Genomic DNA, 16,719 nt, shown 5'->3' on the forward strand with positions numbered 1-16,719 from the left:
CCCCGCACGCCTTCGCGAACCCTTGACAGTGACGCTGTGCGCGTCAAATCTGGGCGCAGAGCTGCTCCTCCCCGGGAGGCAATGATGCCTGCAGCGCGGGAATCCCTGCTGGACGCCGCTTACACGGCGCTGGCGCGCCGGCCGTGGTCCGCCGTGCGGATGGTGGACGTGGCCTCGGCGGCCGGAGTGTCCCGGCAGACGTTGTACAACGAGTTCGGCAGCAAGGAAGGTCTCGCCCGCGCGCTCGTCCGCAGAGAGGCCGACGGCTACCTCGCCGGTATCGACCGCGCCCTCGCCACCCCCAGCGACGCCCGCGACCGCCTCTCCGCCACCGCGGAGTGGACCGCCGGCCTCGCCCGCGACAACGCCCTGGTGCGGGCCATGCTCACCGGCTGCTGGAGCGAGCGCCTGCCCTCGCCGACCCTGTCCGCCGTCCCGTCCTCCTCCGCGGTCCCGGCGCAGCGCCGCGCCGACGGCCCGCTGCCGTCACCCGGCGACTTCGTGGCGATGGTGCGCGACCGGGCCGTGTCCGTCCTGACCGGCCCCGCCAACAGCAAGTCCGACACCGGCGACCTCGCCCGGTCCTGCGAACTCGTCGTCAGACTGGCCCTGTCCTGCGTCGCCGCCCCACCCGGCGAAGGAGGTGTCGCCGACCTCGTACGCAGCGCGCTGTACCGGCAGTTGCCCGGCTGACGCCGCGTTGCGCGCCAGGCTCAGTGCGACGAGCCGGAAAGTTGCAGCCCGATGACGCCGAGCACCACCAGGGAGATCGACATGATCTTCAACGTGGACACGATGTCCCCGAGGAAGACCATCCCGTAGATCGCCGTACCCGCAGCCCCGATCCCCGTCCACACCGCGTAGGCCGGACCCACGTCCAGCTTGCGCAGCGACAGCGTCAGCAACCCGAAGCTGCCGAGGGCGAAGATGCTGAAGGCGACGGTCGGCCAGAGCCGGGTGAACCCGTGCGACAGCTTCAGACAGACGGCGAAGCCGGTTTCGAGCAGCCCCGCCACGATGACCAGCAGCCACGCCATGTGCTGTCCTCCCGTATCCCCACGTACTGTGACCGCTTCGTCAGGCTTGGATCCGGCTCGGTGCGATTATGCCTTTACCGGACTCACAGGAAGACAAACAACGCGAAGGTCAGTCGCCTTCCGTGCGCTCACGCGTGGACAGCAACCGTCGCAGCGAGTAGAGCCGCGCCGGATCGGCGTGCCCCTGCGCGACCCAGTCGTCCAGCGCGCAGTCCGGTTCGTCATGACTGCACGCACGCGGACAGCCCTCGGTTCCCGGTACCAGGTCCGGAAACGCGTTGATCACACGCGAGGGATCGATGTGTGCCAGGCCGAACGACCGCACACCGGGGGTGTCGATCACCCAGCCGTGCATCTTCGGCAACGGCAGCGCCAGCGCCGACGTCGTCGTGTGCCGACCGCGTCCCGTCACCGCGTTCACATGCCCCGTCGAACGCCGGCGATCCTGCGCCACCAGCGCGTTCACCAGTGTCGTCTTGCCGACACCCGAGTGCCCGACGAACGCCGTGACCCGGCCGCCCAGTTGCTCGCGCACCCGGTCCGCGGCGCCCCCGGTCTCCAGCTCCTCCCGGCTGGTGACGACATGCGGGATGTCCAACGCCCCGTACAGCTCCAGGATTTCGTCCGGCGGCGCCAGGTCCGACTTGGTCAGCACCAGCAGGGGTTCGAGCCCTCCGTCGAACGCCGCCACCAGACAGCGGTCGATCAGCCGGGGCCGCGGCTCGGGGTCGGCGAGGGCGGTGACGATGGCGAGTTGGTCGGCGTTGGCCACGACCACGCGCTCGAAGGGATCGTCGTCGTCGGCCGTCCGCCGCAGCACGGAGGTCCGCTCCTCGATCCGTACGATCCGCGCGAGGGTGTCCTTCTTGCCGGTCAGATCGCCGACCAGCGCCACCCGGTCACCGACCACCGCTGCCTTGCGGCCCAGTTCGCGGGCCTTCATGGCCATCACGATCCGGTCGTCGACGAGGACGGTCAGCCGCCCCCGGTCGACGGTGATGACCATGCCCTCGGCGGCGTCCTCGTGCTTTGGCCGGATGTTCGAACGGGGCCGGGTGTTGCGGCGGCCGGGACGCGTGCGGATGTCGTCCTCGTCGGTGTGCTTGCCGTAGCGGCGCATGGCGGTGTCCCTACGCCCCGAGCATCCCGGTCCACAGTTCCGGGAAGTCCGGGAGGGTCTTCGCCGTCGTCGCCACGTTCTCGATCCGCACGCCCTCCACAGCGAGGCCGATGATCGCGCCGGCCGTGGCCATGCGGTGGTCCTCGTAGGTGTGGAACACCCCGCCGTGCAGCCTGCGCGGGCGGATGTGCAGGCCGTCGGCGGTCTCGGTGACATCGCCGCCGAGTTCGTTGATCTCCTTGGTCAGCGCCGCCAGCCGGTCCGTCTCGTGCAGACGCAGGTGCGCGACGCCGCGCAGGGTGGAGGGGGAGTCCGCGAGGGCGGCGACGGCCGCGATGCCCGGGGTGAGTTCGCCGACCTCGCTCAGGTCCACGTCGATGCCGTGAATCGCACCCGAACCGGTGAACACGAGCCCGTACTCGGTGAGTTCGCAGGAACCGCCCATCTCGGTGAAGATCTCGCGCAGCCGGTCACCGGGCTGGGTGGTGCGGGCCGGCCAGTCCGGGACGAGGATCTTGCCGCCGGTCACCAGCGCCGCCGCCAGGAACGGCTGGGCGTTGGACAGGTCCGGCTCGATGGTCAGGTCGCGGCCGAGCAGGGCGCCCGGCGTGACCCGCCAGACGTTCGGCTCGCCGCCCGACTCCGGGGTGTCCACCTGCGCGCCGACGGCACGGAGCATGTCGACGGTCATGCGGATGTGCGGCATCGAGGGCAGCGAGGAGCCGATGTGCCGGACCTCGACGCCCTGGTTGAAACGCGGTCCGGAGAGCAGCAGGGCCGACACGAACTGGGACGACGACGAGGCGTCGATCTCCACCGGGCCGCCCTCCAGGGCGCCCCCGCCGTGGACCGTCAGCGGCAGGGCGCCCCGGCCGTCGTCGTCGATCCGGGCGCCGAGGACACGCAGGGCGTCGATCACACCGTGCAGGGGACGCTCGTACGACCTCGGGTCGCCGTCGAAGCGGACGGGGCCGTCGGCCAGCGCGGCGACCGGCGGCAGGAAGCGCATCACCGTGCCGGCGTTGCCGACGTCGACCGTGGCCGGGCCGCGCAGACCCGCGGGGAGCACCCGCCAGGCCTCGCCGGTGCCCTCGGGGCCGACACCCTCCTCGATGCCGACGCCCATCGTCCGCAGCGCACCGGCCATCAGCAGGGTGTCGCGGGAGCGCAGCGGGCGGCGCAGCCAGCCCGGCTCCGAGGCGAGGGCGGCGAGGACGAGGGCGCGGTTGGTGACTGACTTGGACCCCGGCACGTGGACCGTCGCGTCGACGGCTCCGCTCGCGTGCGGGGCGGGCCATAGGGCGGTGTGTGCGGGGTTCGGGGCCATGGTCCCACTTTATAAGCAGGGGGTTGTGCAGGCCGTTGCTCGGGTGCTGCGCCGTGGGGGTCGGGTGCGGGGCCCCCACGCCCCATTGGTTGGCTGGTCATACCGCCAAGAGCCAGCGTCCCCCGCCTATCAGGGCGCACAACGACACCGCGTGGAACAGGAAGAGCCAGAGGCCCGCCGGTACGTGCGTCAGCCTCGAAAGCTGGTCCGCGTCCGAGTCCCCGGCGCCACCACGCGACCTCTTCGCCTGCAGCTCGAACGCCGGGCGTACCCCGCCCACCAGCAGGAACCACACCACCACGTACGCGAACGCCGCCTGTACCTGCGGGCCGGTCAGCCAGGACACCAGGACGAAGGTGCCGCCGGTCACGAACACCGTCAGCGCCCCGTACGCGTTGCGGATCATCACCAGCATCGCCACCAGCAGGGCCGTCGCCAGCCACAGCAGGAGGGTGATGCGGCCGGCGCCCAGCAGTGCGGCGCCGCCCAGGCCCAGCAGCGGGGGAGCCGTGTAGCCGGCGGCGGCGGTGAGGATCATGCCGATGCCGTGCGGCTTGCCGCGGCTGACGGTGAGGCCGCTGGTGTCGGAGTGCAGGCGTATGCCGGTCAGCGTCCGGCCGGTCAGCAGCGCGACCAGGCCGTGGCCGCCCTCGTGGGCGATCGTGATGGCGTTGCGGGACAGACGCCACAGGCTGTGCGGGACGACGACGGCCAGCGCGACGACCAGAGCGGCGATCACCACCCACAGGTCAGGGTCGGGCTGGGTGCCGGAGACCTCGTCCCAGAGGGAGGCGAGCGAGGCGGATGCGGTGCTGTCCATGTAAGACGTTGGCTCCCTTGGGTCGGATGGAATCTGGCAGTGTGGCACGCAAGTGCGGACGGTATCTGAGACGCCGACTTGGCAGCGATCGTTCCTGACGGCAAACACGCAGGTCACAGCGTTGGAGTCGGGCCGTCGTCGCCGGGCTCCGCGGAGATGGTGGCGCGGGAACAGCCCCCAGCCAGTGGGGGGTCACGGCCCGTCCGCGTATCGGCGTGCCAGGGCGATCAGAGCGGCCCGGCTGCTCCGGTCGGTCCTGTTTCTGAGACTCGCGAGGTGTTTCTCGACGGTGCGAGGCGAGAGAAAGAGGTGCTCGGCGATCTCCTGGTTGCCGAGTCCTCGGCCGAGCAGGCGCAGCACCTCGTACTCCCGCGCGGTCACCCCCGCCAGCCGCAGTTCCTGCGGAATCGTGTCGTGGCCCTGACGGCGGCGGGGAACGGGAGAACCGGCTTCCCGCAGCAGGGCGCGGCAGGCGGCCGACACCCGTGTCGTGCCCCGGTCGTGGAAGAACTGCTCGGCGGCGCACAGCCACTCGACGGGGTGCCCCCAGCCGTCGGCGAGCGCCGCGGAGGCGCCCAGGCGCAGACACAGGTGACGGGCCAGGGGGATGGCGTCGGTCCCGGCCAGTGCTTCCTCGGCCGCCTTGGCTGCCTCGCCGGCGCGGCCCTCGCGGCCCAGCAGCACGGCCCGGGACCACCCCACGAAGGGCCGGTCCCAGTGGACCTGGGTGAGCCGGTCCGCTACGGCCCCGTCCAGCTCCGCCCAGCCGGCCGTGCCCCGTACGGTGCGCAGGAGCAGGTACGGGCCCAGGAAACCGGTGACCCCGCGCGTACTGGGCAGGGCGCGCATGGCCTGGTCCGCCTCGGTGAACTCGGCCATCGCACGGTCGGGTTCCTCCCGCAGCAGGGAGCAGATGCCCTGGGCCCAGCCCCACACGGAGGTGTCGGCGTAGCCCCAGAGCGCTCCGGCGCTCCGTCCGGCCAGTGCGCTCTGCATGGCGTTCAGCGCGGCCTGCAGTTTCTCCCGCTCGCCACGGGAGGCGGCGATGATGGCGTCCATTCCGACGCCGATCAGCTGCACTTCATGCAGCCGCAGTCTGCTGGCCGTCGTCCTCAGCCGCCGGGCGGACTCCAGGGCCTGGTCATGCTCGTCGCGCAGCACATGGGCCTGTGCCAGATGCATGTCGGCCCAGGCCGTCATGAGTACGGCACCGGTCTCCTCGGCCGCCTTCCGTGCGGCCAGCAGCCGATCGGTCCCGGTGAACCGGATCCGGTCCAGTGCACCGAGCTCCAGCAGGCCGCGTATGCGCCAGACCGGCAGCGCATGGGTGTCGGCCGTGGCGACCAGGCGTTCGAACACCTTTTCTGCCTCGGCCAGATCCCCGGGGCGCAGGCAGTACCCCAGCATGTTCAGCGCCTTGCAGCTCACCTCCGGCAGCCCGAKCGCCTCGGCGGTCGCCACGGCCCCTTCGGCCAGGGCCCTGGCGCTCTCCAGCCGGTCCGGGCGCTGCGAGTTGAGCACCAGGTGGGCGGCGACCGAGTCCAGGGCGGCGCGGGACGCCGGGTCCGGCTCGGCTCCGAGCAACTCCCGTGCCCGCCGTACGGCGGTCAGGCCCTCCTCCCACTGCTGCGCGGTGGCCGCGGCCCTGGCCCGGATCAGGAAACCCGCGGCGCGGCGGGCGGGCGGCGCGCCCCACGCGGTCAGGACACGGTCCAGCCGGTCGCCGAGCTCCGGGACGCGCCGGACGTCGCCCGTGAGGACGAGTGTCCCGAGCAGCTCCTCCAGCAGCCGGGCCACGGCCTCGGGCGGGGCGTCCGCCGCGTCGGCGGTCAGCTCCAGGCCCCGGTCGAGGAGTTCCACCGCGGTCAGCAGGGCGCCCCGCAGGACCGCTTGCCGGCCGGTTCGGGTGAGCAGTACGGCCGCCCGTGCCCGCTGCCCGCCGGCGACACACAGCTCCGCGGCCAGGCGGTACAGGTCGTCGCCCGGGTCACCGCCGATCAGGCCGTCGGGCTCCCCGGCCCGCTGGGCAGGGCCGCCGGCGCCCCACGGCCGGGGCCCTGCCGCGTCGGCGGACTCGATCGCGTCGGCGGCGGCGAGGCAGAGCGCCGCCCGCTCCGCGGGCAGCAGCCGGTGGGTGATGGCGTCGGCGGTCAACGCGTGGCGGAAGGAGTGCCAGCCGGGCTCCTCCGCGGTGGCGCCGTCGGTGACCAGATGTGCGCGTGCGGCATGACGTAGCTGGCGCAGCGCCGTCGTCCGGTCGACCCCGGCGACGCGGGCGGCGATGTCCACGGGGAAGCGCCTGCCCAGAACGGCCGCCGCTTCCACAAGCGCGACGCCCGGCGGTTCCAGGTGGTCCACGCGCTGGAGGACGGCGGCGGCGACCGTCGCGGGCACGCCGGCGTCCAGCGAGCCGGTCACCGTCCAGCCGTCGCCCTGCCGCTGGACGAGGCTGCCGCTGTCGACCATGGCGGTCAGCAGTTCCTCCACCACGAAGGGGACACCTTCGGAGACGGCGTGCAGCCGGTCCAGTACGGCTGCCGGTACCTTGCCCGCGTCGTCGTGGCCCAGGCAGCGGGCCGCCAGTTCCGCGGTGTGGGCGGGGCCGAGGCGGGCGAGGCGCAGGGTGCGGGCCGTACGGCGGGAGGCGGCGGCCTCGGCGAGGTCGAGGGCGGGACCGGGCCCACCGCGCAGGGTGGCCAGCAGGACGGCCCGCCGGCCGGGAAGGTTGTCCGTGAGGTAGTCGACGATCGTGAGCGTGTCGGCGTCCGCGTCGTGCAGATCCTCCAGCACCAGGACACAGCCGCCGGAGCGTCCGAGGGTCCCCAGGAGCCGCAGCACCGCTTCGGCGTAGCCCACCAGCGGCGCACCGTCCTGCGGCGCCAGCCCGCACAGCCGCGACAGCAGCGGCTCGTAAGGGCCCAGGTCCCCGTCTGCGGGCGCCCCTTCGCCGCGCAGTCCGGAGAACACGGCCTCCGCGAGCGGACGCAGCGGCACCGCGCGCCCGGCGGACGCGGCCCGCCCGCGCAACACCCGCCATCCGGAGCGGACGGCTGCGGCTGCGGCCTCCTCGACGAGGCGCGACTTGCCGATGCCCGGCTCGCCCAGAACAAAGACCGACGAGCCCCGCCCCTCGCCCGCCGAGGCGACTGCCGCGGTCAGAAGATCCCGCTCCGCTTCTCTGCCGATCAGTGCCGATGACGACAACGACGACACTCAGGCCCCCTGCGCCCTCTTCCGGGATGTCCCCCGCCGGCACCCGTCGAATACTCCTTCGAGCCCGCACAGCGTAGTACCCACGAGTCACAGGGGCCGCACCACTACATGGGGGCTCTTCCCCGATGTCCGCGGCGGCCGGTGGGCGGCACGCTTTCCTCCAGCAGGGCACGGGGGACAGGGCATGACTCGGGGGACATGCCCTGCCTGCTGTTCTTTCTTCGATCGGGAGTCGCCGACATGTCGTCAACGCCGTCAACGCCGCGTGCCGTCAGATGGATCACCGCCGGGCTTGTGGGCGTGGCGCTGTGCGGGTGCTCGTCGCTCACCGCCGGCACTGGAGGGGATACCGGCGGATCGTCGTCGACGAGCTCGGCAGGGGACGGACCGGACGTACCGGCGTTCGCCCAGGACCTGGAGCGGGTGTGCACGGAGGGGCTCGGCTACTCGGGGCTGCCCGCCTACGACCGCACGAAGAAGACCGTGCACCCGGCGATGCTCATGAACAAGCCCGGTGACGACTGGTCGCAGTCCGAGCCGTCCGCCGGCGACTTCCCCAAGGGCTGGTTCCTCGGCTACTCGGACAAGCCGGCCGAGGCCGAGCTGGTCGTCTGCGTCGAGCGCACCAAGGCGACCGCGAGCGGCAAGGTGTGCGACATGGAGGGCGACGACGGCAAACCGTTCAAGGTGCGTACGTACAACACCTCGTACCGCCTGAAGGTCGTCGAGGCGCGCACGGGCGAAGAGCTGTACCAGCACACGGGGGAGGCCAAGTCCGACGAGTGCCCGGTGTACATGCTCACCTCGAAGGGCGAGGACGCGGACAAGTACTACAACGAGGTGCGGCCCAAGGACTTCCGCAAGAACGTCCAGCCCTTCATCGCGCCGTAGGCTTCACGACGGCCGTCCCGTCCCCGCCCCTCCTCCGGAGGACCGCATGCCCGCCACGACCACCACCGTCGATCTCACCGAGCTCAGCGCCGCCCGCGGTGGCTCCCGTCGGCTCACCGGTCATCTCACCCGGCCCACCGGGCCGGGCCCCTGGCCCGGTGTCGTCGTGGTCCATGAGGCGCTGGGCGTCAATGATGTGATGCACCGTCAGGCAGAACGGCTGGCGAGCGCCGGGTACCTCGTCGTGATGCCGGACCTGTTCACCGACGGAGGGGCCGTGCGCTGCCTGGTGCCGACCTTCCGGGCGGCCCTGTCCGGACAGGGCCGTGCCTTCCGCGACATCGAGGCGGCCCGCACCCGCCTCGCCCAGGATCCCGACTGCACCGGGCGGATCGGAATCATCGGCTTCTGCATGGGCGGTTCCTTCGCACTCCTCGCCGTGAGCGACGGCGAGTTCGACGCCGCTTGCGTCAACTACGGCCGCCCGCCGAAGGATCTCGACGCGGCGCTCGCCGGCTCCTGCCCCGTCGTCGCGAGTTACGGAGCCCGCGACCGTACGCTGCGCGGCGCGGCCCCCGCACTGGAGGCGTCGCTCGACCGGCTCGGCATCGTCCACGACGTCAAGGAATACCCGGAGGCCGGGCACTCCTTCCTCAACGACTCCGAGGTCGGGCCACGCGCGCTGCGTCCGCTGATGCGTGTCGCCGGAATCAGGCCGCACCCGGAGTCCGCTGTCGACGCCTGGCGGCGCATCGACGGCTTCTTCGCCACACACCTCAAGGCGGACAGCCAGAAGCCCTGATCGGGTTCTGCGATTCGCCTGGGAGCGGTCTGCCACCCTTGGACGTCTCCAGGCGGCTCGGGCACGCTGACCCGGCACCGTGCCGACTGGTGCTGAGTGATGCGGAATGATCTGGCGTTTTCGCAGGTCGGAGGGGTGGTTGCAGATGTGCGGACGGTATGCGGCGAGTCGTGGGCCCGAGGATCTCGCAGGGATCTTCGAGATCGAGAAGTGGGAGCCCGAGGAGACCCTCGACGCGGACTACAACGTGGCTCCGACCAAAGAGGTCCTCGTCGTCCTCGACCGTGCCCTGAAAGACGCGGAGGACCCGCGGCCGGTTCGGCAGCTGCGCAAGCTGAAGTGGGGGCTGGTGCCGAGCTGGTCCAAGACCCCCGAGAGCGCCTTCAAGATGATCAACGCGCGCGCGGAGACGGTGCACGAGAAGCCGTCGTACCGGCGGGCCTTCACCTCCCGGCGCTGCATCATCCCCGCCGACGGCTACTACGAGTGGGTCACCGGCACACAGGAGCGGGACCTGGAGGTCGAGGGGAAGCGGAAACGGCCGCGCAAGCAGCCGTACTTCGTGCTGCCCGCCGACGGGTCGGTGTTCGCGATGGCCGGACTGTACGAGTTCTGGCGGGACAAGACGCTGCCCGACGAGCACCCGCAGGCCTGGTGGGTGACCTGCTCCGTCATCACCACGGAGGCCGAGACGACCCCGCTCGCCGTGTCGCCCGCGGACGGCCCGCGCACACTCGCCGACATCCACCCCCGCATGCCGTTGATGCTGACCCCGGACCGCTGGGACGCCTGGCTGGACCCGTCCCGCAAGGACCCGGAGGAGCTGCGGACGCTCCTCGACGCGCCGCCCGCCGGACTGATGCGCGCCTACCCCGTCTCCACATTGGTCAGCAACGTCCGCAACAACGGCCCGGAGCTGCTGAAGGAGCTGGACGGGCCCGAAGAGGGCACACTTTTCTGATGTGACGACCGAGTCTGATGTGACGATCGAGACCATGGGCACGGACGCCGGGGACGCCCGCATCACCTGGCACCGCGCGAAGAAGGCACGGCTGGTCCTGGCCGCGAGCCACGGCGCCGGCGGTGGCATCGGGGCGCGGGACCTCGTGGCGCTCGCGGAGGTCCTCCCGGCCCACGGGGTGAGCGTGGCCCTCGTGGAGCAGCCCTGGCGGGTGGCCGGCAAGAAGGTGGCGCCCGCGCCGAAGACGCTCGACGTCGGCTGGCGGGGCCTGTGGCCCGCGCTCGCCGCACCGGGGCTGCCGGTGATCGCCGCAGGCCGCAGCGCCGGCGCCCGCGTCGCCTGCCGTACGGCCGTCGAACTCGGCGCGCACGCCGTGCTCGCGCTGAGCTTCCCCCTCCACCCGCCGGGCAAGCCCGAGAAGTCCCGTGCCGACGAACTGCTCGGGGCCGGGGTGCCGACCCTCGTCGTGCAGGGCGGGAACGACCCCTTCGGCAGGCCCGAGGAGTTCCCCGACGGCGACTACGAACTGGTCGAGGTGCCGTACGGCGATCACGGGTTCGCCGTGCCCAAGCGGGCACCCCTCGATCAGGGCGAGGCAGTGGCGATCGTCACGGACGCCGCCGTGAAGTGGGTCGGGTCACTGGGGTAAAGCTTCGGGAATGTTGCGGACCCGGTCCCTGTTGTGGCGGACAGCGGTGCTGAACCGGCAGCGCACACGTCGTAGGAGAGGAAGTCCGCCGCATGGGTTCGACCTTCTGCCCGACCGCAGGCAGCCGCGCCGACCTGGAGTGGACGGTCCTGCATGCGGCCAGGACCACGCCTATTCGAGGGGCGGCAGGTACGGCAGGTCGTCTATCCTCCGATTCAGGTGGGACCGGTTTCGGCCCTGCCCGCAATCTTGAGGAGGTGGGTCCGGTTCCCGGTACCGACGCAGGGACCGACAACGGCCAGGCGGAGCAGCCCGAGGGCCTGGGCACGAGCGTGGACCCGTCCGCGGAGTCGACCGCCGAGCGCAGCGCGCGCTTCGAGCGGGACGCGCTCGAATTCCTCGACCAGATGTACTCGGCCGCGCTGCGCATGACGCGCAACCCGGCCGACGCCGAGGACCTGGTCCAGGAGACCTACGCCAAGGCGTACGCGTCCTTCCACCAGTTCCGTGAGGGCACCAACCTCAAGGCGTGGCTGTACCGGATCCTCACCAACACCTTCATCAACTCGTACCGCAAGAAGCAGCGCGAACCCCAGCGCTCCGCGGCCGAGGAGATCGAGGACTGGCAGCTCGCCCGCGCCGAGTCGCACATGTCGACGGGCTTGCGCTCCGCGGAGTCGCAGGCGCTCGACCATCTGCCCGACTCGGACGTGAAGGAAGCGCTCCAGGCCATCCCCGAGGAATTCCGTATCGCCGTGTATCTGGCCGACGTTGAGGGCTTTGCGTACAAGGAGATCGCGGACATCATGGGGACACCCATCGGTACGGTGATGTCCCGGCTGCACCGGGGCCGCCGTCAACTGCGCGGCATGCTCGAGGACTACGCCCGCGAGCGCGGACTGGTCCCGGCCGGCGCCGGAGAGTCGAACGAAGCGAAAGGCTCGGGCTCATGAGCTGCGGAGAGCCGCACGAGACGGACTGCTCTGAGGTACTCGATCATCTCTACGAGTTCCTCGACAGCGAGATGCCGGACATCGACCGTGACAAGTTCAAGCAGCACTTCCAGGAGTGCTCGCCGTGCCTGGAGAAGTATGGGCTCGAAGAGGCCGTGAAGAAGCTGGTCAAGCGGTGCTGCGGACATGACGACGTACCGACCGACCTGCGTGCCAAGGTCCTCGGCCGGCTCGACCTGATCCGCTCCGGCCAGGCCGTGCCCGAGCACGACGTCACGGCAGCGCCTCAGGAATCCTGAACGCACAGCCGTCACTCGAACGTGCTAATCCCCCGGTCATAAGACCGCGAACCTCCCCTTGGTCGCTTTAGGCTCCCATGCCTGAAGAGCGCGGCCGGGGAGGGGCGTATGGAGGCGACACCCGTACGGGCCCGTGTCTACGTGGGCTGTGTCGTCCTCGGCGCCCTGCACTGCCTGTACGTCCTGCCGGCGACGCGTGTCCCCTGGTGGGCGGTGGCCCTGCTGGCCGCCCTCTACGCCGTGGGCGAGCGGCTGTCCGGCTCGTTCTATCCCGTGCTCCTCGCCGGGGCCTTCCTGCTGTCACCGCCCGCCGCCGCGCTGGTCGCGGTGCCGGGGGCGCTGATCGCCCCGGCCGGCGGACGGCCGCAGCCGCTGCGGCGGGTGTGGCGGGCGGCGCAGCTCGTGGTCGCCGTGTGGGTCGCCGCGCGGGTGCACTGGGAGCTGGGCGAGCGCGACGCCGTGGTGGCGTCCGACTTCCCGTACGCGCTGGTGCCCGCCGCAGCCGCGGTCCTGGCGTTCTGTCTGGTGCTGACCGTGCTGGACGGCGGGATCCTGGCGCTCGCCGAGCGCCGGCCCCTGCGGCGGACCTGGCACGAGCTGTTCCTGCGGTCGCTCGCGCCGGTCGCCGTACACGGTCTGGCCGGGCTGATGATGGCCGTGCTGTGGCGCAGTGCCTACGGTCCCGTCGCCGCGCTGCTCGTGCTGCTGCCGATGTGCGTGTCGTGGTGGGCGTTCGCCCAGTACCACCGGGAACACGCGGCGCATCAGGCGACCATCCGGGCCCTCGTCCAGGCCGTCGACATCAAGGACGGCTACACCCGAGGCCACAGTGAGCGGGTCGGTCAGGCCACGATGATGATCGCGCGTGAGCTGGGCCTTGCCGAGGAGCGCGTCGAGGTGCTCCGCTTCGCCGGGATCCTGCACGACGTCGGCAAGCTGGGCGTGCCCACCCGGCTGCTCCGCAAGAACGGGCCGCTGACGCCCGAGGAGCGGCGGGTCATCGAACTGCACCCCGAGTACGGGCACGAGATGGTGCGCGGGATCGCCTTCCTGGGGGAGGCCCGGGCCGCCGTACTGCATCACCACGAACGGCTGGACGGGAGCGGGTACCCCTACGGGCTGAGCGGGACTCAGATCCCGGAGTCGGCGCGGGTGGTGGCCGTCGCGGACGCCTTCGACGCGATGACGTCGACCCGGTCCTACTCACGGGCCCGGCCCGTGCCCGTCGCGCTGGGGGAGCTGGAGAAGTGCGCGGGCACGCAGTTCGACCCCCGGATGGTCACGGCRCTSGCCCGCGCRGTCGACCAGCACGGCTGGCATCCCGCGGTGACCGCCGACGAGCCCTCCGCGTCCGGGCCCCGCCCGCAGATCGCGGGCGCCCCCGGAGCGCCCCGATGAGCGCCCCGCGGCCACCCRTGCTGCTCACCCTCGTCCACACCTGCGCCGCCCTCCTCGCCACGGGCTGTCTGCTCGGCATCCTGGGGAGCGGTCTCGCCGAGCGCGGCATCGCCGTCGCCTTCGGCGCTCTCGTCGTCCTCGGCGAGGTCACCCGCTGGACCGGAGCCGAAGGCAGGGAGGCGGCGCCCCTCGGAGCCGCCGCCGCGCTGTCGTACGCGCTGCTGGGGGAGAGCGGCGGCGAGCCCACCCAGCACGGCGTCGTGCAGGTCGTCGGTGTCGTCCTGGCCGCCTCGCTCCTCGGCAGCGTGCCGCACATCGCGCGCGGGCGCCCCGTGCTGGACCACCTCGCCCGGCGCGTGCTCACCGTCGGCTTCGCGGCCGCCTGCTTCCAACCCCTGTTCAACCAGGGCACGTTCCACGGCTGGGGCACCTCCTACGCCCTGCTCCTGCTCGCGATCCTGGCCCTCACGACCCTGTGCGACGCCATGCTCGCCGCGGCCCTGGCGCACGCGCGCACCCGATGGCCCTTCGGGCCGCTGCTGCGGGACGAGCTGCGGGCGACCCTCGGGGTCGGGTCGGCCGTCTGCGCGACCGGCGCGGTGATGGCGCTCGCGGTCGCCGTGGTCGGGCTGTGGGCGCTGCCCGTCTTCTCGCTGCCGCTGCTGCTGACCCAGATGTCCTTCCGCCGGTACGCCGCCGTGCGGACCACCTACCGGCAGACCATCGCCTCCCTCGCCCGGGCCACCGAGATCGCCGGGTACACGCCGGTCGGACACGCCCGTCGGGTGGCCGCGCTCAGCCGGGAGGTCGGGCGGGACCTGGGCCTGTCCGAGGCCGAGCTCACCGTGCTGGAGCACGCGGCCCTCATGCACGACATCGGGCAGCTCAGCCTGGTCGACCCGGTACCGGCCGGCGCCACCGCCGTACTGCCCGTCGAGGAGCAGCGCAGGATCGCGCTGCTCGGCGGGGCCGTCGTACGGCAGACCGGGGTGAGTCCGCAGGTGGCGATGGTCGTGGAGCGAATCGCCGATCCCGGTCCGGAGCAGCCGCTGGCCGCACGGATCGTGCGGGCGGTCAACGCCTACGAGGAGAAGGCGCGCGACGCCGGTCCGGGCGGGTCGCTGAAGGCGCTGGAGGAACTGCGGCTGAGCGCCGCCGGGGACTACTCGCCGGAAGTGGTGGGGTCGCTCGCGCGGGTGCTGTCCAGAGACTGTCTGACGGCGCCCGTGGCTGGGTAACCCATGGGTAATGAGCGGCCTTCCAGCCGTACGTGGTTGGATGCGAATGAGAGGGTGTCCGGGGGCGAGCACTAGCCAGCCCACTCCACGGAACTGGCAGGCGGGAATCGTGAGGATCTTCGGCAAGGGACGGCACCGGCCCTCCGCCTCCTGGCGGCAGGCCACCGACCGGGCGTTCACGCTCATCGGCGACGGCCGGTACGAGGACGCGGGCGCGCTGTTGACACGTGCCGCCGATCTGGAGCCCTGGCTTTCGGAGTCCTGGTTCAACCTCGCGCTGCTGCACAAGTTCCGGCACGACTGGGAGCAGGCCCGGGCCGCCGGACTGCGTGCCGTGGCGCTGCTGGACCGGGAGACCGGGGCCCCCGACTGGTGGAACGTCGGTATCGCCGCCACCGCACTGCAGGACTGGCCGCTGGCCCGGCGGGCCTGGCAGGCGTACGGGCTGCGGGTGCCCGGTGGCGCGACCGACTCCGGTGAGCCGGTCGGCATGGACCTCGGCAGCGCGGCCGTACGGCTGTCCCCGGAGGGGGAGGCCGAGGTCGTGTGGGGGCGGCGCCTGGACCCCGCCCGGATCGAGGTGCTGTCGATTCCGCTGCCGTCCTCCGGGCGGCGCTGGGGCGAGGTCGTGCTGCACGACGGCGTGCCCCACGGCGAGCGGACCACGGCGTCCGGGCACTCCTACCCCGTCTTCGACGAGATCGAGCTGTGGGCGCCCTCGCCCGTGCCCACCTGGGTGGTCCTCCTGGAGGCCGCCACCGAGGCCGACCGGGACGCGCTGGAGCAGCTCGCCGCCGACGCCGGCTTCGCGGCCGAGGACTGGTCGTCGTCCGTGCGGCTGCTGTGCCGGATGTGCTCCGAGTCACGGATGCCGTCGGACGAGGGCGACGGGGAGCACCTGGATCCGCACGACCACAGTGAGCCGGGGCACCCGGGGCCGCTGGGGCATCGCACGGACGGGCAGCTGTGGGTGCCGGAGCGCGAGTGTGGCGTGGCCGCGCCGGCTGCCTTGGTGCGGGGGTTGCTGGACGGGTGGGCTGCGGACAGCCCCGATTCCAGGGATTGGCGGGATCTCGAAGAGGTCTGCTAGGACCGGCGCCGGCGCGGGTCCGTCGTGGCTGGTCGCTGCGGAGCCGCATATCGACACAGTCCCGCGCCCCTGTGGGGGCGCTCCCCGTACCCTGTATCAGCATCACACCCTCTTTTCTTGTGCAGGAAGGCATACGTCGGTCATGGCCCAGCAGGACACCGAGCAGCAGCACGCGGGCGTGCTCCCCGTGGACGACGAGGGGTTCGTCGTCGACACCGAGGACACGGAGGAGCGCGAGAACGCCTGGCATGAGCGCGGCACCTCGCGGCCGATCACCGTCGTGGGGAACCCGGTCCTGCACAAGGAGTGCAAGGACGTCACCGAGTTCGGCGCCGAGCTGGACCAGCTGGTGGCGGACATGTTCGCCTCGCAGCGCACCGCCGAGGGCGTGGGCCTGGCCGCCAACCAGATCGGCGTCGACCTGAAGGTCTTCGTCTACGACTGCATGGACGACGAGGGCAAGCGGCACGTCGGTGTCGTCTGCAACCCGAAGCTCGTCGAGCTGCCCGCCGACCGGCGCCGGCTGGACGACAGCAACGAGGGCTGCCTGTCCGTGCCGACCGCGTACGCGCCGCTCGCCCGCCCCGACTACGCCGAGGTGACCGGGCAGGACGAGAGGGGCAACCCGATCAAGGTGCGCGGCACCGGCTACTTCGCCCGGTGTTTGCAGCACGAGACGGACCACCTGTACGGCTACCTCTACATCGACCGGCTGTCCAAGCGCGAGCGCAAGGACGCGCTGCGGCAGATGGCCGAGAACGAGCCCCGCTACCCCGTGGTCGCCAACGACTGAGAACGGCTCGCGGGCCCCACAAGTCCCTTACGCACGGCGCCTGGTCAGGTTCCCCCTCCTGACCAGGCGCCGTTCGCATGTCCGTCGCACGTTCGATCCCATACATGCAAGTAGTGATCCAAATCCAG

16 protein-coding genes are annotated in these 16,719 nt (G+C 71.9%); 11 read left to right on the top strand and 5 right to left on the bottom strand.

Annotated features, from left to right (window positions below):
* Nucleotides 1-84: 84 nt before the first annotated feature.
* Nucleotides 85-693: a TetR/AcrR family transcriptional regulator gene (locus EAO75_RS04140; RefSeq protein WP_147993617.1), complete on the top strand. Its 609-nt coding sequence runs from the start codon at nt 85-87 to the stop codon at nt 691-693.
* A 20-nt stretch (nt 694-713) separates the two neighbouring features.
* On the opposite strand, the gene EAO75_RS04145 is transcribed toward EAO75_RS04140, so the two are convergent.
* The 5 genes from EAO75_RS04145 to EAO75_RS04165 form a co-directional block, all read right to left on the bottom strand.
* A complete protein-coding gene (locus EAO75_RS04145; RefSeq protein ID WP_147993618.1) occupies nt 714-1,037 on the bottom strand; it encodes a DMT family transporter in 324 nt (107 codons plus the stop codon).
* Nucleotides 1,038-1,146: 109 nt separating this feature from the next.
* The gene (gene rsgA, locus EAO75_RS04150) at nt 1,147-2,157 is read right to left on the bottom strand and encodes a ribosome small subunit-dependent GTPase A (RefSeq protein WP_147993619.1); all 1,011 of its coding nucleotides are present in this window, start codon (nt 2,155-2,157) and stop codon (nt 1,147-1,149) included.
* 10 nt (nt 2,158-2,167) lie between these two features.
* On the bottom strand, nt 2,168-3,484 hold the full coding sequence (aroA, locus tag EAO75_RS04155) for a 3-phosphoshikimate 1-carboxyvinyltransferase (protein WP_147993620.1): 1,317 nt from the start codon (nt 3,482-3,484) through the stop codon (nt 2,168-2,170).
* A 97-nt stretch (nt 3,485-3,581) separates the two neighbouring features.
* On the bottom strand, nt 3,582-4,304 hold the full coding sequence (locus EAO75_RS04160; protein ID WP_147993621.1) for a M50 family metallopeptidase: 723 nt from the start codon (nt 4,302-4,304) through the stop codon (nt 3,582-3,584).
* Nucleotides 4,305-4,496: 192 nt separating this feature from the next.
* Nucleotides 4,497-7,508: a helix-turn-helix transcriptional regulator gene (locus tag EAO75_RS04165; RefSeq protein WP_261989142.1), complete on the bottom strand. Its 3,012-nt coding sequence runs from the start codon at nt 7,506-7,508 to the stop codon at nt 4,497-4,499.
* A gap of 249 nt (nt 7,509-7,757) precedes the next feature.
* On the opposite strand from EAO75_RS04165, the gene EAO75_RS04170 reads away from it, so the two are divergent.
* The 10 genes from EAO75_RS04170 (at nt 7,758) to def (ending at nt 16,591) form a co-directional block, all read left to right on the top strand.
* Nucleotides 7,758-8,408: a hypothetical protein gene (locus EAO75_RS04170; protein WP_187284302.1), complete on the top strand. Its 651-nt coding sequence runs from the start codon at nt 7,758-7,760 to the stop codon at nt 8,406-8,408.
* 46 nt (nt 8,409-8,454) lie between these two features.
* A complete protein-coding gene (locus EAO75_RS04175; RefSeq protein WP_147993623.1) occupies nt 8,455-9,210 on the top strand; it encodes a dienelactone hydrolase family protein in 756 nt (251 codons plus the stop codon).
* 145 nt (nt 9,211-9,355) lie between these two features.
* Nucleotides 9,356-10,171, top strand: coding sequence for an SOS response-associated peptidase (locus tag EAO75_RS04180; RefSeq protein WP_147993624.1), 816 nt, complete (start codon nt 9,356-9,358; stop codon nt 10,169-10,171).
* Nucleotides 10,172-10,205: 34 nt separating this feature from the next.
* Entirely contained in the window at nt 10,206-10,820 is a 615-nt protein-coding gene (locus tag EAO75_RS04185; protein WP_147994283.1) for an alpha/beta family hydrolase, read from the top strand.
* A 257-nt stretch (nt 10,821-11,077) separates the two neighbouring features.
* Nucleotides 11,078-11,773, top strand: a complete 696-nt coding sequence (gene sigR / locus EAO75_RS04190; RefSeq protein ID WP_147993625.1) for an RNA polymerase sigma factor SigR — start codon at nt 11,078-11,080, stop codon at nt 11,771-11,773.
* Entirely contained in the window at nt 11,770-12,072 is a 303-nt protein-coding gene (rsrA, locus tag EAO75_RS04195; RefSeq protein WP_147993626.1) for a mycothiol system anti-sigma-R factor, read from the top strand. Before sigR ends, rsrA begins: the two co-directional genes overlap by 4 nt.
* 108 nt (nt 12,073-12,180) lie before the next feature.
* Nucleotides 12,181-13,470 carry an HD-GYP domain-containing protein gene (locus tag EAO75_RS04200; RefSeq protein ID WP_147993627.1) on the top strand — a complete coding sequence of 430 codons (1,290 nt, stop codon included), beginning with the start codon at nt 12,181-12,183 and terminating at the stop codon, nt 13,468-13,470.
* The gene (locus EAO75_RS04205; protein WP_147993628.1) at nt 13,467-14,708 is read left to right on the top strand and encodes an HD-GYP domain-containing protein; all 1,242 of its coding nucleotides are present in this window, start codon (nt 13,467-13,469) and stop codon (nt 14,706-14,708) included. Before EAO75_RS04200 ends, EAO75_RS04205 begins: the two co-directional genes overlap by 4 nt.
* A 109-nt stretch (nt 14,709-14,817) precedes the next feature.
* Entirely contained in the window at nt 14,818-15,798 is a 981-nt protein-coding gene (locus tag EAO75_RS04210) for a tetratricopeptide repeat protein (RefSeq protein ID WP_147993629.1), read from the top strand.
* Between the two features lie 142 nt (nt 15,799-15,940).
* Nucleotides 15,941-16,591, top strand: a complete 651-nt coding sequence (gene def / locus EAO75_RS04215) for a peptide deformylase (protein ID WP_147993630.1) — start codon at nt 15,941-15,943, stop codon at nt 16,589-16,591.
* Nucleotides 16,592-16,719: the final 128 nt, after the last annotated feature.

It is taken from the genome of Streptomyces sp. UW30 (assembly GCF_008042075.1).
GTDB lineage: Bacteria > Actinomycetota > Actinomycetes > Streptomycetales > Streptomycetaceae > Streptomyces.

What these genes read in the sequence shown, in the direction of transcription:
- EAO75_RS04185 (WP_147994283.1), top strand. Translation starts at nt 10,206, where the DNA reads ATGGGCACGGACGCCGGGGACGCCCGCATCACCTGGCACCGCGCGAAG.
- EAO75_RS04160 (WP_147993621.1), bottom strand. Translation starts at nt 4,304, where the DNA reads ATGGACAGCACCGCATCCGCCTCGCTCGCCTCCCTCTGGGACGAGGTC.
- EAO75_RS04145 (WP_147993618.1), bottom strand. Translation starts at nt 1,037, where the DNA reads ATGGCGTGGCTGCTGGTCATCGTGGCGGGGCTGCTCGAAACCGGCTTC.
- rsgA (WP_147993619.1), bottom strand. Translation starts at nt 2,157, where the DNA reads ATGCGCCGCTACGGCAAGCACACCGACGAGGACGACATCCGCACGCGT.
- EAO75_RS04175 (WP_147993623.1), top strand. Translation starts at nt 8,455, where the DNA reads ATGCCCGCCACGACCACCACCGTCGATCTCACCGAGCTCAGCGCCGCC.
- aroA (WP_147993620.1), bottom strand. Translation starts at nt 3,484, where the DNA reads ATGGCCCCGAACCCCGCACACACCGCCCTATGGCCCGCCCCGCACGCG.
- EAO75_RS04180 (WP_147993624.1), top strand. Translation starts at nt 9,356, where the DNA reads ATGTGCGGACGGTATGCGGCGAGTCGTGGGCCCGAGGATCTCGCAGGG.
- def (WP_147993630.1), top strand. Translation starts at nt 15,941, where the DNA reads ATGGCCCAGCAGGACACCGAGCAGCAGCACGCGGGCGTGCTCCCCGTG.
- rsrA (WP_147993626.1), top strand. Translation starts at nt 11,770, where the DNA reads ATGAGCTGCGGAGAGCCGCACGAGACGGACTGCTCTGAGGTACTCGAT.
- EAO75_RS04140 (WP_147993617.1), top strand. Translation starts at nt 85, where the DNA reads ATGCCTGCAGCGCGGGAATCCCTGCTGGACGCCGCTTACACGGCGCTG.
- EAO75_RS04170 (WP_187284302.1), top strand. Translation starts at nt 7,758, where the DNA reads ATGTCGTCAACGCCGTCAACGCCGCGTGCCGTCAGATGGATCACCGCC.